Below are 24781 nucleotides of genomic sequence, written 5' to 3'. Positions count from 1 at the left end.
AGCAGTTTAAATTGTAAAAAAAATTATCTTTTAGAAAACTGGAAGCTTCTTCTAGCTTTTCTTCTACCAGGTTTTTTTCTCTCAACAGCTCTAGAATCTCTGGTTGTAAGCTTTTCAGTTTTCAATGTTGCTTTTAAATTTTCATCAAAGAGAACCAAAGCTTTAGAAATACCATGAACCATTGCTCCAGCTTGACCTGTAGGTCCACCACCTTTTACGCTACATCTAACATCATAATCTGTAGCTTGATTTATAATCTCAAAAGGTCTTGTAATTTGCATTTTGTGAATTTCATCAGCAAAATATTCATTATATAATTTGCCATTTACATAAATTTTACCAGAACCTTTTTTTAACCAAACTTTCGCTATTGAAGTTTTTCTTCTACCTGTCGCGTACTTACTATCTTTAAAATCTAACTTTAATTTTGGAGTTTTTGTGTTTGATTGTACGTTTTCCATATTAATTTCTTGAAATGTTTTTATTGTTTAGTTTATCTAATTCAATAACTTTTGGATTTTGTGCAGCATGAGGATGTTCACTTCCTGAATAAATTTTTAATTTTGTTAATTGTTTTCTACCCAAAACACCACCTGGTAACATTCTTTTAACTGCTAGTTTCAAAGTTTCTCCAGGTTTTTTTTCATGAAGTTTTTCTGGTGTAGTAACTTTAATTCCACCAGGATGTCCTGTATGTCTATAGTACTTTTTATTTTGAAACTTCTTACCAGTAAATTTTGCTTGCTCGATATTTTTTACCACAACAAAATCACCATCATCCATGTGAGGTGTATAAGTAGTCTTATTTTTACCTCTAATAATATTAGATACAACGGTCGCTAATCTTCCGACAACTGCATTTTTAGCATCTATCTCGTACCAAGATGATGTAACTTGATCTTTTTTTGTGAATTTTGTCATTGTGCGAGGATTAATACTATTAAATTATTCAAAGTCAATTTTATATTTAGCTTGTAAAACATAACTAATATGCTATTTATCACTTGCCGATTTGATCCTATTGCGGGCATAAAACTGCTAAAATGGAATTTTCATAAAATTATAATCGGTAGGCATTTGAACTGTATTGTGCGCCTTGCATAAAGCAGAAGCACTAAAAAAGGAGTAAAAATGAGTACAAAAAGAAATAATCCAGAAACTATTGCGATACATGGTGGAGATTACAGAAGTGATCCAGCTACAAATTCAGTAGCAGTTCCAATTTATAGAACAACCTCGTATCAATTTAATAACACTGAACACGCAGCTAATTTATTTGCGTTAAAAGAGTTTGGAAATATCTATACACGAATAATGAATCCAACTAACGATGTGTTGGAAAAGAGAATCGCTGCTCTTGAAGGTGGTCTTGCAAGTTTAACTGTAGCGTCTGGTCAAACTGCATCTACTTTTGCAATATTAAACGTTGCTCAAGCTGGAGACAATATTGTTAGTTCAACAGATCTATATGGTGGAACAGTTTCGTTGTTTACACATACTTTAAGTAAGCTTGGTATAGAAGTAAGGTATGCAGATCCATCTGATCCAAAAAACTTTGAAAAAGCAATAGACGATAAAACTAGAGCTTTTTACGGAGAAACATTGCCAAACCCATATTTAAGAGTTTTTCCAATTAAAGAAGTTTCAGATATTGGTAGAAAATATAACATTCCATTAATCTTGGATAACACTGCTGCACCAGTGATTTGTAAACCAATTGAACATGGTGCTGCTGTGGTTGTTTATTCTTTAACAAAATATATAGCAGGTCATGGAACAGTAGTTGGAGGCGCACTAGTAGATGGTGGGAATTTTGATTGGACAGCAGATCCAAAAAGACAGCCACTATTTAATGAACCTGATGCAAGTTATGGAGGAGTTGTTTGGGGTAAAGCTGTGCCTGAATTAACAGGAGCAAATGTTGCTTTTGCAGTAAGAGCAAGAGTAACTTTGTTAAGAGATTTAGGATCAGCACTTTCTCCAGATAATGCATTCGGCGTTATACAGGGACTTGAAACAGTTGCTTTAAGAATGAAACAACACTGTGATAATGCTGCAAAAGTTGTAGAGTACTTAAAAAATCATAAAGCAGTTAAAAGGGTTATTTATGCTACTGAACATAATGAAGAGATATCAAGTCGAGCAAAAAAATATCTTAAAAATGGTAATGGTGCTTTAGTTGGTATTGAATTAGCTGGTGGTATCGAAGCTGGTACAAGGTTCATTGAGGCTTTAAAAATGTTTTATCACGTTGCTAATATAGGTGATGCTAGAAGTTTAGCAATACACCCAGCAACAACTACTCACAGTCAATTAAATGAGGATGAATTAGCTGCTTCAGGTGTAACCCCTGGATATGTTAGACTTTGTATTGGTTTAGAACATATTGATGATATCATTGATGATTTAGATCAAGCTTTAGACAAATCATCAAAAGATAATTTAAAAGCAGTTAGTTAATTTTATTAATATGTCTACAAATAGAAATTAATTATTTTGTATTTTATATTTTAAGATAAATATAAAATACAAAGTTGAAAGTATTATCAAAATAGAATTTATCTGGTGTAAAGATGCAAATAACATTTTTACACCAGATAAAATAGTTATCACTCCAAGAAAAATTTGAAATGCCAAAGCCAAACCAATTACTGTGATAGGTTTGTATAATTTTTTGTTTCCAGTATTAATTACCTTAAAGAGGATTAAGGCATAAGAGACAATAATTAAGTATGCTAAATTTCTATGTATAAATTGAACAATAGAGGGATTATCAAAAACTTTTAAATTCAAAAACTCTTTAAAACTACTATCATCAGGAAAATAATTAACTCCCATCAATGGCCAAGTGTTATAGATTTTACCAGCATCCATACCAGATACAAAAGCACCTATAATTAGTTGCAAAAATAATAAAACTAAAAAAATTTTTACTATAAAAAGATTAATTGAAATTGTTTGATTTGAAGAGGATGATAACTTTAAAAATTGCCAATATACAATTGATAAAATGATAAATGCTGTAACTAAATGTATTGCTAGTCTATAATGGCTGACATCAATTCTTTCAACTAATCCACTTGATACCATGTACCAACCTAAAAATCCTTGAAAACAAACCAGTAAAAAAATAAGTCCATATTTCTTTATAATCCAAACTCCATGTTTTACTGAAAAATAAACCATTGGGAGCAATACAGTTAAACCAATTATTCTCCCTAACTGCCTGTGTCCCCACTCCCACCAGAATATAACTTTAAATTCATCAAGTGTCATATTGAAGTTTTGTTGGCTGTATTCAGGAATTGTTTTATATAAACTAAAGTATTCCAACCATTTATCATTTGTAAAAGGAGGATAAAAACCAACAAATAATTCCCAAGTAGTAATTGATAGACCAGAGTCAGTTAATCTAGTCAAGCCTCCAACTAATATTATTAAAGAAACTAAAACTAATAATGACAGCATCCACAATTTAAGTTGATTATTTAAATGATTATTCTCACTGTACATGCTCAGATAAATATAATAATTATTAAGTATTCCAATAAATTAAATGTCGCCAAATAATAAAAAAAAACTAGATTTAATAAGAGTTAAGCTAGATAAATTAGATAATAAACTGTTATCACTTATAAAATATAGAACAAAACTAGTCGAGGAAGTTTTAAAGCTTAAAGAATTTAAAAAAGAAATCGTAGATAAGAAAAGAATTAATTTTATTTTAAAAAAAATTAAAGCAAAATCCTTAAAACAAGGCATAGATCCAAAGATAACTAATCGTATTTGGAAAAATATGATTTGGTCTTATATTGATTACGAAAGAAGAAATTTTAAAAAAAAATAGTTTATTTACTATGTGGTGGAAGCTTTTTCTCCACAAACATTTCGTGTTTTCTAGTATCAGGATTATATTTTTTTGCAGATAATTTCACTTTTGCTTTCTCACCACCTGCTGGTTTTTTTAAATAATAAAAGTAAGGACTATCTGGTTTAGCTTCAGGTACCATTCTAACTTTTACGTGTGTTTTTTTTGCCATTTATTTTAGTGTTTTTAAAATATTTGATATTTTAGTTAACTTATTTTTTAATTTTTCAGCTTTTATAGATTTATCTGCCATTTCGTCAAGCTTTAAAGTATCTTCATTATCAAGGATCTTTTTAACTCCATTAATTGTCATTCCTCGGTCTTTAAGCAAATATTTAATCTTCTTAAGAAGATCAATATTTTTTTCATCGTAATATCTTCTATTTGAATTAAGAATTTTTGGCTTGATTTGTTTAAACTGTGTTTCCCAAAATCTTATTATGTGAGTAGGCAAAGAACCTTTCTTATTGACTTTTAAGTCTAAAATTTTAGCAACTTCACCAATAGTTTTATAAGCTTGATCAGCTTTATCCATAATCTTTAAGATTTATAAACTCTTTAAATTCTTTTGAAGGTTTAAATAAAACAACATCCCTACTAGTTATTACTTTAGTTTCCTTAGTTTTTGGGTTTCTACCAATTCTACTTTTTTTTTGTCTTATGGAAAAAGTTCCAAATTTAGATAATTTTAGCTTTTTCTCAGATTTAATGTTGGAAACAATTGTTGATAAAAAATCATCAATTAAATTTTCTGAAATCTGTTTAGAAAAACCTAGTTGCATATAAACTAAATTAACTAAATCTTTTTTAGTTAAATTTATTCTCATTTAAAGATTCTTTTTAATCTTTTCTATCAAATTACCTTTAACAATTCTATGGCAAACATCTAATGAGTTAGCAAAGCCAACGTAATCAGTACCACCATGACTTTTTACTACTGGAGAATCTAAACCTATAAAAATTGCACCATTGTACAGTCTTGGATCTAATCTTTTTTTAAATTTTTTTAAATTTGAAATGTTTAAAAGAGAAGATAGTTTTCCTATCCAATTACCAGTCATCGCTTTTTTTAATTCACTTGTAATAAAATTTGCCGTCCCTTCAGCTGTTTTTAATGCTACATTTCCTGTAAATCCATCTGATACAATTACATCAACTTCACCATCCATAATGTGGTTACCTTCGATGTAGCCTGAGAAATTAAAATTTTCAGATTTTTTGTCATTAAGAATTTGATATGTTTCTTTTATTACTTCATTACCTTTTAATTCTTCTGAACCAATATTCAATAAAGCAACATTGGCTATTTCATCTGGGTATAATGAATTATAAAGAGCAGCTCCCATAGAAGAAAAATCACTTAAATTTTTTGAACTACACTCAATATTAGCTCCGAGATCTAATACAACACTCATGCCTTTTTTATTTGGCCAAAGCGCAGATAGAGCTGGTTTATCTATATTTTCAATCATTTTAAGATTTAATTTTGATACAACTAATAGAGCGCCAGTATTGCCAGCAGATATTACTATATCAGCCTGTTTTTCTTTAACGCTTTGAATAGCAAGCCACATGCTTGTGTCTTTTCCTCTTTTTGCGCCTTCTAAAGGACTATCTGTACTTTTAATTGCATTCTCTGTATGGAAAATTTCATAGAACTCTTTATTAATTTTATTTTCAATTAATGGAGAAATTTTATTCTTATCTCCAAATATTTTGTAAAAAATTTTTTTATTTGATTGATGGTTGTAAATAATACCATCTATAACTTTTTTTGGTGAACCGTCACCTCCCATTGCATCAACTGCAATTTTAATTTTTTCGGACATTAAGATAAATTTACTATTCTTTTGGGTCTAAAACTTGTCTACCCTTATACATACCAGTTTTTAAATCTAAGTGATGAGAAAGTCTGTATTCGCCTGATTTTTTATCCTCAACTATATTTTTGGTTGAAAATTTCATTGTTTGTGCCCTTCTCATTCCAGTTCTGGATGGGGTTTGTTTTCGTTTAGGTACAGCCATAATTATGGGTTACTTACACTTTTTAAATAATAATTCAAAGTTTTTTTTGATAAATTTAAGTTAAATTCATCAAAATATTCAAGTAAATTATCAATATTGTTAAAATCCTCTAAAAATATTGATAATTTTTCAATTTTATCTGATTTTGATAAATCGTCCCAAAAATGAATCTCTGAAACCATAGAATGAAACAAATTAATATAATCTTTCATTTTTTTGTTTATAGATTGATCTCCATATCCAATTTCTCTAATACTCAATTCTAATTGCCTGAAGTTGAAGTCGTAAATTTCTTGTAATACTTTTTTATTTTCTTCATTTTTATAATTTTTGAGGAAAAATGAAAAATGAAGTAAAAATAAAGTTAATCTATCAGAAAAACTATCTTCTCTATTTAAATACTTATATAAATCTTTATTTCTAGTGAAATTAATCAAATTATTATAAATATATATGTATTTAGTATTCATGAATAAAATATTATATATAACTTTTTTTCTTTTAATAGTTTCAAATTGTTCTACTAAACCTGTCATAAAGCATCATGGAATACATTTTTTGGAGAAAAAACAAAATGATTTAAAGGTTAAAACATCAAACACAAATGACATATTAAAAATTTTAGGCAATCCATCAACTAGAAGCAAGTTTGACAACGATGTATGGATATATATTGAAAGAAAAAAAACTCAATCAAGAATCAAAAATCTAGGAAGAATGAAAATTATTGAAAACAATGTTTTGGTTCTTGAAATCAACAAATACGGTATATTGGAAAAAAAAATTTTTTACGATAAAAACAAAATGGAAGAATTAAAAATAGCTGAATATTCTACAAAATCAGGTTTTGACAAGGAAACTTTTATTTATAGCTTTATGTCTAGCATGAGACAAAAGTTAAATGACCCTCTTGGAACGAGGGCCAAAAAACGAGAAAGTATTAGCCAGCGATAACAGCTAATAATAGTAAAGCTACTATGTTTGTGATTTTAATCATTGGATTAACAGCTGGGCCAGCAGTATCTTTGTAAGGATCTCCAACAGTGTCACCTGTTACAGCTGCTTTATGTGCTTCTGAACCTTTTCCACCGTGATTTCCATCTTCGATATATTTTTTTGCATTATCCCAAGCTCCACCACCAGCAGTCATGGAAACAGCAACAAATAATCCAGTAATAATAACTCCTAAAAGCATAGCTCCAACTGCAGCTAATGCAGCTACCTGCCCACCTATTGATAGAATTATAAAATATAAAACTACAGGAGATAGTACTGGTAATAAAGATGGAATTATCATTTCTTTAATCGCAGCAACAGTCAACAAGTCAACTAATTTTGCATAATCAGGTTTTTGTTTTCTTTTCATGATACCTGGAAATTTTTTAAACTGTCTTCTAACTTCTACAACAACGGCACCACCTGCTCTTCCAACAGCTTGCATTCCCATAGAACCAAACAAGTAAGGTAACATTCCACCAATTAATAAACCAACAACAACATATGGATTTGATAAATCAAAAGTTACAACGATACCTTCAAGAGCAGAACCTGCTTCTTTAGAAAAATGTTTGATATCTTCAGTGTAAGCTGCAAATAAAACTAGTGCACCTAAACCTGCAGAACCAATCGCATATCCTTTTGTTACAGCTTTTGTAGTGTTACCAACGGCATCTAAAGCATCAGTTGTTTTTCTAACTTTTTTATCCAAGTTAGACATTTCCGCGATCCCTCCAGCATTGTCAGTTACTGGGCCGTAAGCATCTAACGCAACAACCATTCCAGCTAACGCTAACATCGTTGTAACTGCAATTGCAATACCAAATAGTCCAGCAATAGAATTTGTAATTAAGATACCTGCAACAATGATTAACGCAGGTATTGCTGTTGCTTCCATTGATACAGCCAAACCTTGGATAACGTTAGTTCCGTGACCAGTTGTTGATGATAAAGCTACAGATTTAACAGGTCTATAATTTGTTCCTGTATAATATTCTGTAATCCATATTAATAAACCAGTAATAACTAAACCAATTACTCCACAATAATATAAATCCATTCCATTAAATGTATTTCCATTAACAGTGTATTCATTTGTAAAACCAATTACATGATCAGTTACAGGCCAAAGAATAGCTAATGATGCAACGGCAGATACAATAAATCCTTTGTATAAAGCGTTCATCACATTGTTATCTTTTCCAAGTTTAACAAAGAATGTACCTATAATGGATGTTAATAAACAAGCAGCACCAATTGTAAGAGGATAGATCATCATATTAAGATCACCTACGAAGAAAATTGATGATAAAACCATAGTTGCAACAATAGTAACAGCATATGTTTCAAATAAATCTGCTGCCATTCCAGCACAGTCACCAACGTTGTCTCCAACGTTGTCAGCAATTACTGCTGGGTTTCTTGGGTCATCCTCAGGAATACCAGCTTCAACCTTACCAACAAGGTCAGCTCCAACATCTGCACCCTTAGTAAAAATACCCCCACCTAATCTTGCAAAAATTGAAATCAAAGAAGCACCAAACCCTAATGCAACTAGTGCATTCACTATTTCTCTTTCATCAACTTCAAATTTTAATAATAAAAAATAATAAACTGCTATTGCCAACAATGCTAAACCAGCAACCAACATACCAGTTACAGCACCAGATTTAAAAGCCACTGAAAGGCCTTGAGCTAGACCTTTTCTTGAAGCTTCAGCAGTTCTCACATTGGCTTCTACAGAAACTAACATGCCGACATATCCTGCGATACCGGATAATGCTGCACCTATTAAATAACCTAGGCCAACTAATGGGCTAAATGCAATACTAACTATTACAAGAACAGCTGCACCAACAATTGCAATTGTTTTGTATTGTCTTGCTAGATAAGCCTTTGCTCCGATTTGAATAGCTGAAGCAATATCTTGCATTTTTGCATTTCCTGCACTTGAATTTAAAATATTTTTTCCAGTTAAAAATCCATATACAATAGATAAAAAACCAGCTCCGATTGTGTATAATAATATAGTTTCGACAGTTGCGCTCATATAACCCTTAGTTGTTGGTTGTTAATTTTTTAAGCCCGGACAATACAAAAAAAGTCAAAAAAGACAATAATTAACTTCAAAATTGATGGATATAGCCACCTGTATTATTGGCGATTTCTCTATCTTTTTGATCTAAAATTAAAGACTTGTTTTTACCAGATAAAATAGTTCCTATTTTAGAAATTTTTACACCAAGAGATTTACTTAATTTATTTATGATTCTGGCATTGTTAGGTCTAGCAGTAAACAAAATTTGATAATCATCTCCATTAGAAACTAGATCAATTTTATTTAAATTCTTGCTATTAATTAGGTTGTTAAGATTTCTTGATACAGGAATAAATTTTTCATAAATTTTATAAGAAACATTTTGCTTGTTTATTAATTTATTCAAGTCTGCGATTAAACCATCAGATATATCCATAGAACTTGTTGCTAGAGAAAGTAAATTTTTAGAAAACTTATTTTGGATATCGGGCATATAATATTTATTTATAAAATACTTCGTTTTAGATTTATTCAACTTAATTTTATTTTTTAAAATCTGTAGCCCGATAAAACTATCACCTAAATTTCCTGTAACATATATATCATTATTTACATTAGATTGATTTCTATAGATTATTTTTTTTGAGTAACCAACTGAGGTTATTGTAAAGCTAAGTTTATTAGAAAAAGTTGTATCCCCTCCTCCTAATAATAAATCATATTTTTTCTGCTCTTCCTTTAAAGAATTAGATATTTTTTTAAGATTGTTTTTTGTAAAGTTTTTTTTGTTCCCTGAACCAGCAATAAAATAATATTTTGGCTTAACTCCTTTACAAATCAAATCAGAAATTGAAGATCTTAAAATTTTTTTAATAACTAAATCTGGTCTTTTAAAATCTATAAAATGTGTACCTATGCTATATGTGTCTACTGAAATGACTAATCCTTTTTTTTTATCAAAAAAAACATCATCATTTAAACTTAAAGCAGCTTTATTTTTTTTAGAAATATTAGAAAAATAATTATTTATTAATTCAAATTCATGCATTTGTTCTTAATTTTTTTCCAACATTATCAAGCAAAGCATTTAGGTACTTAGTTTGTGAATTTTCTAAGAAATAATTTGATGAATTTAAATACTCTTTAATAATGATGTTTAAGGATAAATTAGGTTTGTACATTAATTCATATGTGGCAGCTTTTAAAATAGTTTGAAAAACCTTATCTAAATTTTCAAAGACAAATTCATCACCTAATTTATTTTTTAATTCATCTATAATTAGATCATTTCTTTCGATAGTTCCTAGTACAATATCTTTAATAAATTTTTTAAATCTGTGTTTTGGAAACTGTAATTCATCATCTTCGTTATAAAATTTACCATAGAGTTTTTGAATTATTATAACCCTAGGATTATTTTTTGGATTAAAATGTGTTCTCATTTTTGAGATAGAACAGAAATTACTGCTTCAGCTGCTTCCGCACCTTTTTTCTTTCTCGCTTTAGCTTGAGACATATTCAAACAAGTAATTATTCCATTCCCAATTGGTTTTTTACTTGAAATTGATAATTCCATAATACCATTAGTTGCTGCTTGAGAAATAAAATCAAAGTGAGGAGTTTGACCCTTAATAACACAGCCTAAAGCTAAAAAGGCATCATGCTTATTTATGTTTTTTGAAATAGTTACTGGGATTTCAAAAGCTCCTGGAACATTAATGACTTTTATATTATTTTTTTTTGAGATTAATTTTAAAGCACTTTTAAGTAGTCCATCTGCAATATCTTTGTAATAATCAGCTATAACAATCAAAATTTTTTTCTTCATTATATCAATTCCTGTTTAGTAATTTTTATACCATAACCATCTAAACCAATAACTTTTTTTGGAGATTTTGTGATTAATATCATATTTTTAATTTTCAAATCTTTTATAATTTGAGCTCCAATTCCGTAATTTCTTATTAATTTATCATTACCCTTTTTATAAAAATCTTTATTTTTATAATCTTTTAGAGTTTGTGTTACAGATTTTAAATTAGAGTCTTTAATAAAGATTAATACACAATTGTTATATTTTTTAAAATAATTCAAAGTTTTGTTAAATGAGTTTGGTAATTGTTGATTAATTAAATAATTTTGAACTACATTTGAAGAGATCACTCTTACCCTTGGGGTAATACCTTTTTTTATTTTTCCTTTAATTAAAGCAAAATGTTCTGCACCATCAATTAAATTTTCATAAATTCGAATATTATACTTTTGATCTTTTACAATTATGGAGCTTTGTTTTTTTAATTTAATTAATTTTTCTTTTTTAAGTCTATAAGCAATCAAATCTTCAATCTTACCTATTTTAAGTTTATGCTTATTTGCAAAATTAAATAAATCGTTACCTTTGGCCATTGTTCCATCTTCGTTCATAATTTCACAAATAACAGCTGAATTATTTTTTTTTGCTAATTTTGAGATATCAACTGAAGCTTCTGTATGCCCAGCTCTAACAAGTACACCTCCATCTTTTGCTATTATTGGAAAAACATGACCTGGAGATACAATTTCATTTTTGTTAGCATTTTTCTTTGAAGCAACTTTAATTGTTTTGGCTCTATCCTTCGCTGAAATTCCAGTTGTAATTCCCTTTTTAGCTTCGATAGAAATGGTAAATGCAGTTTTATTTCTTGATTGATTAATTGGTGACATTAATGAAAGGTTTAATTTTTTTGCTTGAACACTATCTAGAGCTAAACAAATTAAACCTCTGCCATACTTGGCCATAAAATTTATATTTTTTGAATTAGTATCTGATGTGGATATTACCAAATCGCCTTCATTTTCTCTTTTTTCATCATCAACTAAAATGAACATTCCACCTTTTCTAGCAATACTGATAATAGTTTCTATTGATGCAAAATTATTTTTTGTCATTAAAATAATTTCTTACATATTTAGACAAGATATCAATCTCAATATTTACCAAACTAGATTTTTTTAAAGTAGATAAATTGGTCTCTTTATAAGTATGGGGAATAATCCAAATTTGAAAACCTTTTTTTGTAATTTTTGAAATTGTAAGAGAGATGCCATTTACACATATTGACGCCTTCTCTATTAAATGTTTTCTTTCTTTTTTTGGAATCTCAAAATCAAAAAGATAGGATTTATCTATTTTATTAATACTATTGACTATTCCAACCGTATCAACATGACCTTGGCAGATATGACCAGAAATTTTAGTTCCATATTTCAAAGGTAATTCTAAGTTCAAAACATCATTTGTTTTGAGAAATTTAAATTTGGACCTAATTAAAGTTTCATTAGATAAATAAAATTCCATTATTTTTGACTTATAGGAAATTAGTGTGAGACATACCCCATCACATGCAACTGACAAACCCATATCTTTTGATGAAACTTTTAAGTTACTTTTAACAAATATATTGATGCCTTTTGGTCTTTTAGTAATTCTTTTGACAGTACCTTGGTTATATATAATTCCGTTAAACATAGTTTTTGTAAAATTCTATTTTATCCTTTTTTAATTTAAGGTTTAGTTTTGACTTATATCTATATTTTGATTTTAAAGTATTTAAACTGTTAAATTCAACAAATTCGGAATTTTTAGACAAATTTTTGGAACTTTTAAACAAATAAAATTTATTAAAAATTTTATTATTTATGAATGATTTTGTAAGTTTATCTCCACCTTCAACTAATAAATTTCTACTTCCTAAAGAATAAATTTTTTTTAATATCTCTTTTAAATTGAATTCTTTATTTTTATTAATTTTAGATTTTATTAATAAGACTTTTTTAGATTTAAATAATGAGATTTTTGATTTTGTTGCTTCATTATAAAAAATAATTGTTTTTATTTTAATTGCAGATTTTATTAAGTAGGAATTTGGATTAGAATTTAGCTTATTATCTAAAATGACTCTTATAGGTGAAAAATTATTTTTGTTTTTAAGTCTACAATTGAGTTTTGGATTATCCTTATTTAAGGTTTTGTGTGAAATTAATATCGTATCATTTTTATATCTTAAAAAATGTGAAAACTTATCAGAATAAATATTAGTAATTTTTTGCATTTCTTTACTATAAATTAAATTGTTCTTTGAAACTGCAATTTTACCTGTAACAAAAGGTATTTTATTTTTTCTGTTAAAAAAATAAGGATAGTAAAACCGACTGATTTCTTTTTTTAAAAGATTTTTTCTAACTTTTATTTTACTTGATTTTAAAACTTTAAAAGATTTTCCACTAACACGTTCGTCAATATCAGAATTTGAGTAAATAACTTCTGATATTTTTGATTTAATTATTAAATTTGTACAAGGTGGTGTTTTTCCTTTATGGCAACACGGTTCTAATGTGACGTACATCTTTGAACCAGCAACATTTTCAATAGAGTCTTTAATTGCATTTCGTTCAGCATGAGGCCTTCCATCATGTGAAGTCTGTCCTATAGATATAATTTTATTATTTTTAACAATTACACATCCAACAGATGGATTTGTGCCGGTTAAACCTTCGCGAGCAATTGCCAAATTAAGGGCAATTTGCATGAATTGTTTATCTTTACTGGTAAATTTATCTTTTTTTGTAGACATCTAATCTGTCCACGAATTGCACAAAGTCTTTTTCTTCTCTAAAATTTCTATAAACGGAAGCAAAACGAACGTATGCTACAGGATCAAGCTCTTTTAATCCTTCCATAACCATTGTTCCAATTGTACTAGTTGATATTTCTGTTTGTCCAAGTTCTTCTAATGATCTTGAGATTTTACTTATAAATTTCTCAGCAGTTTCCGTATCAATTGGTCTCTTTTTTAATGCTATATAGATTGATTTAGATAATTTATCTCTGTCAAAAGAAGATTTTCTTCCATTTTTTTTAACAACCATTAATTCTCTAAATTGAATTCTTTCAAAGGTAGTAAATCTTTCGCCACATATACATAATCGTCTTCTTCTTATTGCAGTTCCATCTTCAGTTGGTCTAGAATCTACAACTGACGTATCACCTTTTTTCTCACAAGGACAAATCATTATTTATAAATTTTTATATATTGGAAATGACGAAGTTAGATTAATAACTTCATTTCTTACTTCGTTTTCAACTTTACTGTTATCATCAGGATTTTCAGATAAACCTTTAATAGTTTTTGTTATCAATTCACCTACAGTTTTAAATTCATTTAATCCAAATCCACGTGTTGTAGCAGCTTGAGTACCCAATCTAATTCCCGATGTAATCATTGGTTTCTCTGTATCAAAAGGTATTCCATTTTTATTACATGTTATGTTGGCTCTTGATAGACTTTCCGCTGCAAGATTTCCCTTAACATTAAAAGGTCTTAAATCAACAAGCATTAAATGAGTATCAGTTCCATCTGAATAAATTTTAAATCCATTGTTTTTTAAAGTTTCGGCTAAGATTTTTGCATTAGCTAAAACAGATTTTATATAATCTTGAAAATCTGGTTGAAGAGCTTCTAGAAAACCAGCAGCTTTAGCAGCAATAATATGCATCAAAGGTCCACCTTGATAACCAGGGAAAACAGCTGTGTTAAACTTTTTACCAAGCTCCTCGTCATTAGACAAAATTATTCCACCTCTTGCACTTCTAAAAACTTTATGTGTAGTTGAGGTTACAACATGAGCGTAATCACATGGATTTGGATAACCTTTACCAGCCACAAGTCCTGAGAAATGTGCCATATCAACCATTAAATAGGCTCCTACTTTATCAGCTATTTCTCTAAATCTTTTAAAATCTATTACTCGAGAATAAGCACTGCCGCCTGCTATTATTAATTTAGGCTTGTGTTCTAAAGCAAGTTTTTCAACATTATCATAATCAATAAGTTCAGACTCTTTATCAACGTCATAACCTATAGCGTTAAACCATTTACCTGACATAGATATTTTCAATCCGTGTGTTATGTGTCCACCTGAATTTAAACTCATTCCCATAAATGTATCTCCAGGATTTAATAAAGCTAAAAATACAGCTCCATTTGCTTGGGCTCCAGAGTGAGGTTGTGCATTTGCATATTTACAATTAAATAATTTTTTTAATCTCTCAATTGCAAGACTTTCTGCAACATCGACATGTTCGCAACCATTATAGTATCTTTTTCCAGGATATCCTTCGGCATACTTATTAGTTAAAACTGATCCTTGAGCTTCAAGAACTGCTTGAGAAACTATATTTTCTGATGCAATTAATTCTATATGTTGTTGTTGTCTTAAGAGTTCGTCCTTTATAGCTTTATATAATTCAGGGTCCTTGCTAGACAAACCATCTTCGAAGAAACTCTTATAACTATCGTTTAAATAACTTTTTTCACTAGACATAATTAATTATATTTTTTTTACTCTTTTTAAGTGTCTCCCACCTTCGAACTTTGTATTTAAAAAAATGCTAATAAATTTTAATGCATTTTTTTTAGTTAGTAATCTAGATCCTAATGTAATGATATTTGCATCATTATGCAATCTAGATAATTTAGTAGATTTTTCATTAAAGCATTGAGCGGCTCTAACATTTTTATGTTTATTTGCTGCAATATTCATTCCAGTTCCTGATCCACATACCAAAATACCAATATTTTTTTTAGATGAATTTACTTTTCTTGCAACTTTATGTGCATAATCTGGGTAATCAACGCTATTCTCATTTGAAGGACCAAAATCTTGGAAATTAATTTTTTTCTTTTCTAAATAAATTTTAATTGCTTCTTTAAGTTTAAAACCAGCGTGATCTGAAGAGATAAATATCTTTTTCAAATTAATTGAATTTATAATCTAGCACACAAGCAACAAGGTGGACTCTATTTTCTTCACCACCATTAAATGCATTATGATATTTTGTGTTATTAGTCACCCAAACAGAACCATCTGCAGGCATATGTTTTGCAACATTATCTATAACCATTAAGCATCCAGGATTAGTTACGATTGGAATATGCAATCTTGGTTCTGGATCTCTATGCCAACTTAAAGTTGATCTTGGTTCTTTTAATAAAATTCTTACTCTGCCCAATTTATATTTACTTGATAAAACATCATAAACCTCTTTAAAATAAGTATTCTCATAATCTTTTATAAATTCAGAATAAGCTGCTTCATCAATTTCTACATCTCTAGAAACCTCTTTTCCAGTTTTATCAGGTTTAGTCCAATAAACACCTCTAGCTTTATTGCCTTTGATTGAATCAGGATCACCAGGAATTTGAGTTAATGAAATAGCTCCAAAGTGTGTTATCCCAGCATCTTCAAATTTTTTTGTCTTAATAATTTGGTTATAAGCCTCTTGAAGTTTATTTATATCAAATTTCAAGTTTTGTTTTTGAAAATCACTAAAATCTAAAATTCTTTCTTCTTTTTTTAGGTTTAGGTTTACAACTTTTGTGTTATCAATGCTCATAAAAATGGTTTTGTACTTAATTTAAAAGATATTTGTATAATACATTTGTCGCATTAATAAAGTAAATTTAAACATGATTGTAGGAAAATATCCAAGCCTAAGATTAAGAAGAAACAGAAAATCTTCCTGGACTAGAAAACTAATACAGGAAAATACCCTAAGTCCTAATGATTTTATTCTTCCAATTTTTCTTATTGATGGAGTAAATAAAAAACAACATATAAAATCGATGCCTGGCGTCTACAGATATTCAGTAGATAGAATCAGTCAAATTATCGACAAAGCGATAAGCAAAGGAATTCCAATGGTTGCTCTTTTCCCAAATACAAAAAAATCATTGAAAAATGAACTTGGATCAGAAGCACTCAATGAAAATAATCTTGTTTGTAGAGCATCAAGAATGATAAAAAAAAAATACAAAAATCAAATTGGAATTATGTGTGATGTTGCATTGGACCCTTATACCTCTCATGGACATGACGGATTAATCAAATCTGATAAAATTTTAAATGATGAAACAATTCAAGTTTTAATAAACCAATCTTTACTTCAAGCTGAAATGGGTTGCGATGTCTTAGCTCCATCAGATATGATGGATGGTAGGATTGGTAAAATTAGAAAAGCAATCGATCAAAACAATTTCCAAGAAGTTCAGATTTTATCTTATGCAGCAAAATATGCATCCAGCTTTTATGGTCCCTTTAGGGATGCCGTAGGGTCAAAAAGTTCATTAAAAGGAGATAAAAAAACATATCAAATGGATTTTAGAAATTCTGATGAAGCATTAAGAGAAGTTGCTTTAGATATAAAAGAAGGAGCTGATATGGTTATGGTTAAACCAGGAATGCCATATTTAGATATAATTAAATCAATTAAAGAAAAATTCAAAATCCCAGTTTTTGCTTATCAAGTATCTGGAGAATACAGCTTAATAGAAAATGCTATTAATAAAAACCTTGTAAATAAAGATGCAGTGTATGAAAGTTTAGTGGCTTTCAAAAGAGCTGGTGCAAATGCAATTGTAAGTTATTACGCTGATCGAATTGACAAAATAATAAAGTAATCACCTTAAAGTATTAAGAAATAACAATCTATTATTTGGAAAATTAATATTGTTTGGTTTTAAAATCGTTTTATCTAGATAATCATTAACTAACTTCAAACCTTTTAATAAAATTTTAATATCTTCAACCTCTTTATCTTTTTCAATAAGGAAGTTTGGAACATATTTTTTTTCATTTAATGATGAAACATAATAAACAGTTTCGTTATTTTCAGTATCTTTCTCTACTAAGTTTTGTAATTCTAAATCATAACCTAATATTTTGAGTAATTCTAATTCCCAAAAAATATATTTTTTTAACCAATTTTTATCTTGTAAAATTAAAAAGAAATTATGAATTATGAAAAAAACTTTTTCATTTGATTGTGCGTCTGCTGTTAAAATTTTAATCAAATTCATTGCAGAGGTTAAGCATGATAATTTTTGCCTATCATCAAAATACAAAGGACTGTAAGCATTTAAAATTTCAACTTTAAAATAGCCAATCCTATTTTCATTTTTTGAGTTATAATTAACATGCAATTTATTTCCTATTTGTAGATAATTTTTAATTTTTTTTGATGTTCCGCCAAATATAATGCCTGATACTTTGCCTTTTTCTTTGGTGAAAATTTCTACAATCAAGGAGTTTTCGTTATATCTATTTTTACTTAACAAAAAACCTTCATCAGACCAATTCATATTATTTATTGAAACTATTTAAACACTCTGTGGCAGCACTTTGTTCGGCATTTTTTTTGGAATTTCCAATGCCAATAAAGTATTTTGTATTAGGTAATTTTACTCCTACTTTAAATACAGGTTTGTGTCTTGGTCCAGTGTTTGAGATTAATTTGTATTTAGGAAGACTTTTAAATTTTTTTAATGTTTGTTCTTGTAACTTGGTTTTGGCGTCAATTTCGGTAACAACGCTATCACTAATTTTTGCTTCCCACTGCTTTAAAATAAATTTTTCAACAATATTAAAACCTTTATCGAGATAAATTGCTCCTATTAAAGCTTCACAACTATCTGCAATAATTTTATCTTCAATTTTTATTTTTTTATTTCTTGGATTAAAAGTTTTTATATATTTTTCTAAATTAATTGATTTTGCAATTTCAAGACAAGATTTTTTATTAACAAGTGAAGCAAATTTCTTATCAAGTATTCCCTCTTTTTCGTTAGGATAAATTTCTAATAATTTTTTAGCCATGACCAGTCCTAGTACACGATCACCTAAAAATTCAATTTTCTCATTATTTTTTGAGGAATTAAAACTTTTATGAGTAAGAGATTGGCCTAATAAATTTTTGTTTTTAAAAACTATATTTATTTTTTTTTCTAGTTCTTGATACTTTATTTTCATCAATTAATAACATTAAAGGTTCTTTTAAATCTTATAGATTTATGCCATTTCCAAAATTCAATAAAACTTCCTATTTTTTTATCAGATGAGAAAAAAATAAATTGAGCCTTACCAACCAAGTTATCTTTATGAACATAACCAACACTTGAAAGAAATCTGCTATCTTTAGAACAATCTCTATTATCACCTAAAAAGAAATAATGATCTTCTGGAACTGTAAAAATATCTGAATTTTGATAGGTGTAATTTTTTAAATAAACTGTATGAAATTTTTTACCATTAGGTAATTTTTCCTCAAACTTTAAAACGTCTATTGTTGTGTCACCACAATAAATTTTAGTTTTAAGTGGAATTTTAGATTTAAGTATTTCGCTACTATTTAAATATAGATTGGCATCAATAAACTGGATTTTATCTCCTGGCAGCCCAATTAAACGTTTTATATAATCTGTTCTATTGTCAGCTGGTGTTTTAAATACAATTACATCGCCTCTTTCAGGACTTTTAAACATTATTCTTTTACTAAGTATTGGCGGACTAAAAGGGAAAGAATGTTTACTATACCCATATGAATATTTCGTAACAAATAATCTGTCACCTACAAGTAATGTGGGTTCCATCGAAGAAGAAGGTATATAAAAAGGTTGCACTAAAAGTGATCTAATTATTACTGCAATTATCAAAGCATAAAATAAAGTTTTTATATTTTCTGAAAAAAAGTTTTTATCTAGTTTCATTATGATTGAATAATAGCAAATGCTGTTGAATATTTTTTTTCATCTGAAATGGATAGAAAACAATTATATTTTTTAATTTTAAATTTATTTTGGATTATTTTGGTGATTTTTTTGTTTGTAACATAATTTGGTTTACCCATTTTATCGTTAACTACTTCTATATCCTTAAAGTTCAATTTCATTCTAAATCCAGTACCCAAAGCTTTTGCAAATGCTTCTTTTGCTGCAAATCTTTTTGAAAAAAAGGATACTTTATTCTTTATTAAGTTTGATTGTCTTTGTTCTCTCACACTATAAACTCGATTAATAAAAGATTTACTTTTTATAGCTTCTTTAATTCTTTTATTTTCAATTACATCAACTCCAATACCTAAAATTTTCATTAATTTTTAATAATTTTTTTAAAATCTTTAATTACTTTGGGTAGCCCATAAAATATCGACTCTCCAATAATAAAATGTCCTATGTTGAATTCCTCGATTTCTTTAATTTTTGTTAAAATTTTGGTCGTTTTGTAATCTAAACCATGACCCGCATGTACTTCTAAGTCTAGCTTAGATGCAAGTTTTGAGCTTTTTTTAATTCTATTTAATTCGTTTGAAAAATTATTATGCGATTTAACATAATTAGCTAGTTTTCCAGTGTGAATTTCAACACAATCCACATTTAATTTTTTTGAAAGTTTAATATCTTTTAAATTGGGGTTGATAAATAAACTAGTTCTAATATTTGACTTTTTAAATTTAAAAATGATTTCTTTTAATTTTTTATAATTATCTTTTACATTTAAACCACCTTCTGTAGTTATTTCTTTTCTGTTTTCTGGAACAATACAAATGTAATTTGGTTTATATCTTAAAGCTTTTTTAATTATTTCATTATTCATTGAGACTTCAAGATTCACTAACACTTTGTTCAAAGCACAAATCTCTTTTGTATCTAAATCATTTATGTGCCTTCTGTCTTCTCTCAAATGAATAGTTACGGAGTCTGCACCCAATTTTATAACTTTTTTTGCTGCAAAAACTGGATTGGGATGTTTTTCACCACGTGCATTACGTAGGGTTGCAATATGATCTATATTTACACCTAGTCTTTTCACTTAATAAATCTACTTCCTGGAGTGGTAATGGGAATTGATTTTAGAGATTTAGGTATATTTTTAAGGTTATAGCTAGGCACATCTATTTTTAAATGAGAAACAATTTTATTTTTTATCTTCAAAGATTTTTTTGTTGATCTGTCAATTATAGAGGCAAATCCAACAAGTTTTGCGTTTGATTTTTTAATTAGTTTCACACATTCCAAACTGGATTTACCAGTCGTAATAACATCTTCTATAATCAAAACATTTGCTCCCTTTTTTATACTAAAACCTCTTCTGAGAGTAAATTTTCCATTCACCCTTTCACAAAAAATTGTTTCTTTTTTTAAAATTTTACCAATTTCATAACCTATGATCACACCACCCATTGCAGGAGCAAGTATTAAATCTATTTTTTTAAAATTTTTTTTAATTTTATTTGCTAATGATTTGCAAATTTTGTCAGCTAAATTAGGAAAGCTTAAAAGTTTAGCACATTGAATATACTTTGGAGAGTGTAGTCCTGAGGATAAAACAAAATGTCCTTCTAATAACGCATCAGTCTTTTTTAAAATATTTAAGGATTTTTTGAGTGAAAGCATTTCTTTTTTCTTCGTGTCTAATTATCTTAAATTTTATACCTTTTTGCTTTAGCTCTGCAATAAAATTTGTAAAATTCTTAAGATTTCTAATTATTAATCTAAATTTAAAATTAATATAATTTGGGTTTTTACCTGCCATCTCTAAATTAGAAATGTTAAGTTTATGACTTCCAATTAAAGAACTTATATCACCAAGTTGACCAGGTTTATCTGGTAGTGAAATCCATAGTGTAGTGTTATATTTTTTTGTTTTTTCCTCTTTTTGCTCACCTTTATCATGCCAATATCTTCTAATAGCAGCTCTTGCTTTACCTGTTTTGGTAGCAGGTATCCAATGCAAAGATGGTGAACTATTTTTAGATGTGAGAATGTTAACCCTATCACCATTTCTTAATATTGTTTGTAATTCACTGTTATTTCCATTTACTTCACATCCAATTGCAGAATTACCAATTTTAGTGTGAACAGCATAAGCAAAATCGATTGCTGTTGCATCTTTTGGTAATTTAATTACAGATCCTTTTGGTGTAAAGCAAAAGACATTTTCCTGAAACATTTGAAGCTTTGTATACTCATACGAGTCCTCAGGATTTTCGTTTTTTTCAATAATTTCAACCAAATCTTTTAACCAATCATACTCTTTCCAACTTAATGAATTAAATTTTTCAGAAGATTTATACTGCCAATGCGATGCAACACCTCTTTGTGCAAAGTCATGCATTTCTTTTGTTCTAATTTGAATCTCTATAGGCTTTTTATTTGAACCAATAACAGAAGTATGAATTGACTTATATCCATTTATTTTGGGTGAAGAGATGTAATCTTTAAATTTGCCAGGAATACAGTTCCATTTCTTATGAAATATACCAAGAGTTTTATAACAGTCATCAATAGTATCTAATATAATTCTAAAGCCAATGATGTCTGTTATCTGCTCTAAAGAAACTCTTTTTTTTTGAACTTTTCTCCATATTGAAAATGGAGTTTTTTCTCTTCCATATATTTCAGCATTAATTCTATGATCATTCAATATTTCGCTAAGTTCATATGATTGTTCTTCAAAAATATCTTTTCTATCTAATTTTATTTCATCAAGTCTTTTTTTTATTAATTTCCTCGCATCATAATTTAAAATTTCAAATGACAAATCTTCAAGCTCATCACGTATTCTGTGCATGCCCATTCTATCTGCCAGTGGAGCATAAATTTCCATTGTTTCTTGTGCAATCCTTTGTCTTTTTTCCTCTTTTGTAATTGCTTTAATCGTTCTCATGTTATGTAATCTGTCTGCAATTTTTACTAACAAAACTCTAATATCTTTTGATGTTGCTAAAATTAATTTTCTAAAGTTTTCTACTTTAGAATTTGATCCAGCTGTATTTTCAAAAACAGATATTTTAGTAACACCATCTACAAGATCAGCAACCTCATCACCAAATTCAGCTTTTATTGTTTCGTAGGTTGCAAAGGTATCTTCAATAGTATCATGTAACAACCCAGTAGCAATTGTGGCACTGTCTAATTTTAACTCCGTTAAAATATTTGCAACTTCAATTGGATGTACAGAGTAAGGATCACCAGAAGCTCTCTTTTGACTCTTATGGGCCTTTACAGCAAAATTATAAGCTTTATCTAATTTTTCAGGATTTAAAAATTTATTATAATTTTTAACTTTATTAATTAGTTCATTAGAATTCAGCATAACTTTATTATAACATTAATTTAAATTTGTTTAATAGACCTAATGTCTGCTTCAGGGAGTGAAGAAATCAAGCTTTTAATATCTTTTTTAATAATTGGATGATGCCATTTTTTTTGAATTTCAAAAAAAGGGATAAGTACAAAATTTCTTTTGTGCATAAGCTTATGGGGCAAAGTTAATTTGTTTTTTATTTTTAAAACCTTTTTATGAAAGTCGATTATGTCAATATCACAAACTCGAGGATCATTTTTTTTACTCTTTTTTCTTCCTAATAAAATTTCAATTTTCTTACATATTTTAAGAAGACTTTCTGGATCAAAACAAAACTTTGCCTTGATAACTACATTTAAAAATTTAGGTTTTTTGGGGTCCGGCCATGAAAGTGTTTCATAAAAACTTGAGATAGATAAAAAATCCAGATTATTTTCGCTTAAGTGAGATTTTGCAATTTCTATATTTTTTTTTCTGTCCCCTAAATTAGAGCCAATACCTAAGTAAACAATTTTAGCTTGATTTTCTAATATATCTCGCCTTTTCACGGTTCCAGTCCCTACTTTTTTTTGTTGCTCTTTTATCGTATTGCTTCTTTCCTTTAGCAACTGCTAATTCAATTTTAGCCTTCCCTTTTTTAAAATACATTTTTGTTGGAACAATAGTAAATCCATCTCTTTGCATTTTTCCAATTAATTTATTTATTTCTCTTTTATTAAGCAGTAACTTTCTTTCATCGGTTGGGTTATGATTGGAATAACTTGCTTGTTTGTAAGGTGAAATGTGAGAATTAATTAAAATTATTTCTCCTTTTTTTTCAACTGCATAAGAATCTGCTATATTAACTTTTCCATCTCTTACTGATTTAATTTCAGAACCTTTAAGAACAATTCCTGCTTCTAAAATATCTTCAAAAAAATAATTAAAACTAGCTTTCCTATTTAAACAAATTATTTTTAAACCAGAATTGGTTTTTTTGTTCATTAAATCAATTTTGCTGACTGAAGGGACTTTTTAACAATTTCCTTAGTTTGTTCAGTAACTTTTACCAGAGGCAATCTAACATCATCTTCGCACAGATTTAATAATTTAGCAGCATATTTTACTGGACTAGGATTACTTTCAACAAACATTGAATGATGAATTGGCTGTAAAATTTTATCTAATTTTTCAGCTTCACTAATATCATTTTCAGATTTAGAAAATTTTTGAAAATCTGAACAAAGTTTTGGTGCTATGTTTGCTGTTACACTTATTGCACCTACTCCACCTCTTTTATTAAATTCTAGCGCATTGTCATCATTACCAGTCAATTGAACAAATTCTTTACCCATTTTTTTTAACTGTTGATCAACCCTGTCCAAATCACCAGTGGCATCTTTTACACCAACTATGTTTTTCAACTCGAACAGTCTTGCCATCGTATCAACATTCATATCAATAACTGATCTACCCGGAATATTATAAATTATTATTGGTATCCCACATTTGTCATTTATAGCTTTATAATGCTGGTACAAACCTTCTTGAGTAGGTTTATTATAATAAGGAGTTACGATTAGCGCACCATTAGCACCTGCTTTTTCAGCGTGTGAAGTTAAAGAAATAGCTTCCTCAGTAGAATTTGAACCTGTTCCAGCTATAACTGGAATTTTTCCATTACTTTCTTTTATGCATAGATCAATTACTTTTTGATGTTCATCATGACTTAAAGTTGGAGATTCTCCAGTTGTACCAGCAGGTACAAGCCCACTAGTTCCATTTTCAATATGAAAATGTATTAATTTAATATATGCCTCCTCATCTAAGAGATTGTTTTTAAACGGCGTAATTAAAGCAACATTTGATCCTTTGAACATAAATACTTATAACATAGTTTAAAGATTCATATA

The 24781-nt window shown here is 28.4% G+C and carries 34 protein-coding genes and 1 riboswitch; of the genes, 4 read left to right on the top strand and 30 right to left on the bottom strand.

Annotation, left to right across the window (positions count from 1 at the left end):
- Window positions 1–23: 23 nt before the first annotated feature.
- The gene (gene rpsI / locus VP90_RS00930) at window positions 24–461 is read right to left on the bottom strand and encodes a 30S ribosomal protein S9 (protein ID WP_262589174.1); all 438 of its coding nucleotides are present in this window, start codon (window positions 459–461) and stop codon (window positions 24–26) included.
- Window position 462: 1 nt separating this feature from the next.
- A complete protein-coding gene (gene rplM / locus VP90_RS00925) occupies window positions 463–921 on the bottom strand; it encodes a 50S ribosomal protein L13 (protein ID WP_262589173.1) in 459 nt (152 codons plus the stop codon).
- A gap of 141 nt (window positions 922–1062) precedes the next feature.
- A riboswitch (SAM riboswitch) is annotated at window positions 1063–1129 on the top strand.
- 2 nt (window positions 1130–1131) lie between these two features.
- Between rplM and VP90_RS00920 the strand changes: the two genes are divergently transcribed.
- Window positions 1132–2460 carry an O-acetylhomoserine aminocarboxypropyltransferase/cysteine synthase family protein gene (locus VP90_RS00920; protein ID WP_262589172.1) on the top strand — a complete coding sequence of 443 codons (1329 nt, stop codon included), beginning with the start codon at window positions 1132–1134 and terminating at the stop codon, window positions 2458–2460.
- A gap of 27 nt (window positions 2461–2487) precedes the next feature.
- Here the strand turns inward: VP90_RS00920 and VP90_RS00915 are convergent, their stop codons facing one another.
- Window positions 2488–3513: a COX15/CtaA family protein gene (locus VP90_RS00915; protein WP_262589171.1), complete on the bottom strand. Its 1026-nt coding sequence runs from the start codon at window positions 3511–3513 to the stop codon at window positions 2488–2490.
- 43 nt (window positions 3514–3556) lie between these two features.
- Here VP90_RS00915 and VP90_RS00910 point away from each other — a divergent pair, with 43 nt between their 5' ends.
- Window positions 3557–3847 (top strand): chorismate mutase, encoded by a 291-nt coding sequence (locus tag VP90_RS00910; RefSeq protein ID WP_075506733.1) that lies wholly within the window; start codon window positions 3557–3559, stop codon window positions 3845–3847.
- 1 nt (window position 3848) lies between these two features.
- Here VP90_RS00910 and VP90_RS00905 read toward each other — a convergent pair whose 3' ends face one another.
- From VP90_RS00905 to VP90_RS00880, 6 genes are read right to left on the bottom strand one after another with little or no spacing between them, the layout of a single operon-like run.
- Window positions 3849–4040 (bottom strand): 50S ribosomal protein L33, encoded by a 192-nt coding sequence (locus VP90_RS00905; RefSeq protein WP_075503509.1) that lies wholly within the window; start codon window positions 4038–4040, stop codon window positions 3849–3851.
- On the bottom strand, window positions 4041–4403 hold the full coding sequence (locus VP90_RS00900; RefSeq protein WP_262589170.1) for a MerR family transcriptional regulator: 363 nt from the start codon (window positions 4401–4403) through the stop codon (window positions 4041–4043). It lies immediately after the preceding gene.
- Window positions 4396–4695: an HU family DNA-binding protein gene (locus VP90_RS00895; RefSeq protein WP_262589169.1), complete on the bottom strand. Its 300-nt coding sequence runs from the start codon at window positions 4693–4695 to the stop codon at window positions 4396–4398. The genes VP90_RS00900 and VP90_RS00895 overlap by 8 nt, the downstream gene beginning before the upstream one ends.
- Window positions 4696–5697 (bottom strand): phosphate acyltransferase PlsX, encoded by a 1002-nt coding sequence (plsX, locus tag VP90_RS00890; RefSeq protein WP_262589168.1) that lies wholly within the window; start codon window positions 5695–5697, stop codon window positions 4696–4698.
- Window positions 5698–5710: 13 nt separating this feature from the next.
- Complete coding sequence (gene rpmF, locus VP90_RS00885) at window positions 5711–5893, bottom strand: 50S ribosomal protein L32 (RefSeq protein WP_023853776.1); 183 nt, start codon at window positions 5891–5893, stop codon at window positions 5711–5713.
- 2 nt (window positions 5894–5895) lie between these two features.
- Complete coding sequence (locus tag VP90_RS00880) at window positions 5896–6363, bottom strand: ubiquinol-cytochrome C chaperone family protein (RefSeq protein ID WP_262589167.1); 468 nt, start codon at window positions 6361–6363, stop codon at window positions 5896–5898.
- Between VP90_RS00880 and bamE the strand changes: the two genes are divergently transcribed.
- Window positions 6362–6847 carry an outer membrane protein assembly factor BamE domain-containing protein gene (bamE, locus tag VP90_RS00875; protein ID WP_262589166.1) on the top strand — a complete coding sequence of 162 codons (486 nt, stop codon included), beginning with the start codon at window positions 6362–6364 and terminating at the stop codon, window positions 6845–6847. The genes VP90_RS00880 and bamE overlap by 2 nt on opposite strands.
- On the opposite strand, the gene VP90_RS00870 is transcribed toward bamE, so the two are convergent.
- The 11 genes from VP90_RS00870 to VP90_RS00820 all read right to left on the bottom strand — a co-directional run bounded on the left by VP90_RS00870 (window position 6834) and on the right by VP90_RS00820 (window position 16362).
- Window positions 6834–8939, bottom strand: a complete 2106-nt coding sequence (locus VP90_RS00870) for a sodium-translocating pyrophosphatase (protein WP_262589165.1) — start codon at window positions 8937–8939, stop codon at window positions 6834–6836. The genes bamE and VP90_RS00870 overlap by 14 nt on opposite strands.
- Window positions 8940–9015: 76 nt before the next feature.
- The gene (gene thiL, locus VP90_RS00865; protein ID WP_262589164.1) at window positions 9016–9975 is read right to left on the bottom strand and encodes a thiamine-phosphate kinase; all 960 of its coding nucleotides are present in this window, start codon (window positions 9973–9975) and stop codon (window positions 9016–9018) included.
- On the bottom strand, window positions 9968–10369 hold the full coding sequence (locus tag VP90_RS00860; protein ID WP_262589163.1) for a transcription antitermination factor NusB: 402 nt from the start codon (window positions 10367–10369) through the stop codon (window positions 9968–9970). Before VP90_RS00860 ends, thiL begins: the two co-directional genes overlap by 8 nt.
- On the bottom strand, window positions 10366–10755 hold the full coding sequence (ribH, locus tag VP90_RS00855) for a 6,7-dimethyl-8-ribityllumazine synthase (protein WP_075506742.1): 390 nt from the start codon (window positions 10753–10755) through the stop codon (window positions 10366–10368). The genes VP90_RS00860 and ribH overlap by 4 nt, the downstream gene beginning before the upstream one ends.
- Window positions 10755–11855: a 3,4-dihydroxy-2-butanone-4-phosphate synthase gene (ribB, locus tag VP90_RS00850; RefSeq protein WP_262589161.1), complete on the bottom strand. Its 1101-nt coding sequence runs from the start codon at window positions 11853–11855 to the stop codon at window positions 10755–10757. Before ribB ends, ribH begins: the two co-directional genes overlap by 1 nt.
- Window positions 11842–12435 (bottom strand): riboflavin synthase, encoded by a 594-nt coding sequence (locus VP90_RS00845; protein ID WP_262589160.1) that lies wholly within the window; start codon window positions 12433–12435, stop codon window positions 11842–11844. The genes ribB and VP90_RS00845 overlap by 14 nt, the downstream gene beginning before the upstream one ends.
- A complete protein-coding gene (gene ribD / locus VP90_RS00840; protein WP_262589159.1) occupies window positions 12428–13540 on the bottom strand; it encodes a bifunctional diaminohydroxyphosphoribosylaminopyrimidine deaminase/5-amino-6-(5-phosphoribosylamino)uracil reductase RibD in 1113 nt (370 codons plus the stop codon). The genes VP90_RS00845 and ribD overlap by 8 nt, the downstream gene beginning before the upstream one ends.
- Window positions 13521–13979 carry a transcriptional regulator NrdR gene (gene nrdR, locus VP90_RS00835; protein WP_075506746.1) on the bottom strand — a complete coding sequence of 153 codons (459 nt, stop codon included), beginning with the start codon at window positions 13977–13979 and terminating at the stop codon, window positions 13521–13523. The genes ribD and nrdR overlap by 20 nt, the downstream gene beginning before the upstream one ends.
- A gap of 3 nt (window positions 13980–13982) precedes the next feature.
- Window positions 13983–15290 (bottom strand): serine hydroxymethyltransferase, encoded by a 1308-nt coding sequence (gene glyA / locus VP90_RS00830; protein WP_262589158.1) that lies wholly within the window; start codon window positions 15288–15290, stop codon window positions 13983–13985.
- A 6-nt stretch (window positions 15291–15296) separates the two neighbouring features.
- The gene (gene rpiB, locus VP90_RS00825; RefSeq protein ID WP_075506748.1) at window positions 15297–15722 is read right to left on the bottom strand and encodes a ribose 5-phosphate isomerase B; all 426 of its coding nucleotides are present in this window, start codon (window positions 15720–15722) and stop codon (window positions 15297–15299) included.
- A 1-nt stretch (window position 15723) separates the two neighbouring features.
- Window positions 15724–16362, bottom strand: coding sequence for an aspartyl/asparaginyl beta-hydroxylase domain-containing protein (locus VP90_RS00820; RefSeq protein ID WP_262589157.1), 639 nt, complete (start codon window positions 16360–16362; stop codon window positions 15724–15726).
- A 73-nt stretch (window positions 16363–16435) separates the two neighbouring features.
- Here VP90_RS00820 and hemB point away from each other — a divergent pair, with 73 nt between their 5' ends.
- Entirely contained in the window at window positions 16436–17425 is a 990-nt protein-coding gene (hemB, locus tag VP90_RS00815; protein ID WP_262589155.1) for a porphobilinogen synthase, read from the top strand.
- On the opposite strand, the gene recO is transcribed toward hemB, so the two are convergent.
- From recO to dapA, 10 genes are read right to left on the bottom strand one after another with little or no spacing between them, the layout of a single operon-like run.
- Window positions 17426–18106, bottom strand: a complete 681-nt coding sequence (recO, locus tag VP90_RS00810; protein ID WP_262589154.1) for a DNA repair protein RecO — start codon at window positions 18104–18106, stop codon at window positions 17426–17428.
- Window position 18107: 1 nt separating this feature from the next.
- Window positions 18108–18773, bottom strand: coding sequence for a ribonuclease III (rnc, locus tag VP90_RS00805; protein WP_262589152.1), 666 nt, complete (start codon window positions 18771–18773; stop codon window positions 18108–18110).
- Window positions 18773–19510 (bottom strand): signal peptidase I, encoded by a 738-nt coding sequence (gene lepB, locus VP90_RS00800; RefSeq protein WP_262589151.1) that lies wholly within the window; start codon window positions 19508–19510, stop codon window positions 18773–18775. The genes rnc and lepB overlap by 1 nt, the downstream gene beginning before the upstream one ends.
- Window positions 19510–19893 carry a holo-ACP synthase gene (acpS, locus tag VP90_RS00795; RefSeq protein WP_262589150.1) on the bottom strand — a complete coding sequence of 128 codons (384 nt, stop codon included), beginning with the start codon at window positions 19891–19893 and terminating at the stop codon, window positions 19510–19512. The genes lepB and acpS overlap by 1 nt, the downstream gene beginning before the upstream one ends.
- Entirely contained in the window at window positions 19893–20612 is a 720-nt protein-coding gene (locus VP90_RS00790) for a pyridoxine 5'-phosphate synthase (protein ID WP_262589149.1), read from the bottom strand. Before VP90_RS00790 ends, acpS begins: the two co-directional genes overlap by 1 nt.
- On the bottom strand, window positions 20609–21196 hold the full coding sequence (pyrE, locus tag VP90_RS00785) for an orotate phosphoribosyltransferase (RefSeq protein WP_262589147.1): 588 nt from the start codon (window positions 21194–21196) through the stop codon (window positions 20609–20611). Before pyrE ends, VP90_RS00790 begins: the two co-directional genes overlap by 4 nt.
- Window positions 21153–22898 (bottom strand): RelA/SpoT family protein, encoded by a 1746-nt coding sequence (locus tag VP90_RS00780; protein ID WP_262589146.1) that lies wholly within the window; start codon window positions 22896–22898, stop codon window positions 21153–21155. The genes pyrE and VP90_RS00780 overlap by 44 nt, the downstream gene beginning before the upstream one ends.
- Window positions 22899–22918: 20 nt before the next feature.
- Entirely contained in the window at window positions 22919–23437 is a 519-nt protein-coding gene (gene folK, locus VP90_RS00775; RefSeq protein ID WP_262589144.1) for a 2-amino-4-hydroxy-6-hydroxymethyldihydropteridine diphosphokinase, read from the bottom strand.
- Window positions 23403–23873 carry an SsrA-binding protein SmpB gene (smpB, locus tag VP90_RS00770; RefSeq protein ID WP_262589143.1) on the bottom strand — a complete coding sequence of 157 codons (471 nt, stop codon included), beginning with the start codon at window positions 23871–23873 and terminating at the stop codon, window positions 23403–23405. Before smpB ends, folK begins: the two co-directional genes overlap by 35 nt.
- Window positions 23873–24748 (bottom strand): 4-hydroxy-tetrahydrodipicolinate synthase, encoded by an 876-nt coding sequence (dapA, locus tag VP90_RS00765; protein ID WP_262589142.1) that lies wholly within the window; start codon window positions 24746–24748, stop codon window positions 23873–23875. The genes smpB and dapA overlap by 1 nt, the downstream gene beginning before the upstream one ends.
- Window positions 24749–24781: the final 33 nt, after the last annotated feature.

The sequence above is a fragment of the Candidatus Pelagibacter ubique HIMB140 genome, from assembly GCF_025558165.1.
Taxonomy (GTDB): Bacteria; Pseudomonadota; Alphaproteobacteria; order Pelagibacterales; family Pelagibacteraceae; genus Pelagibacter; species Pelagibacter ubique_T.
This window is presented reverse-complemented; position numbering and strand designations above follow the sequence as displayed.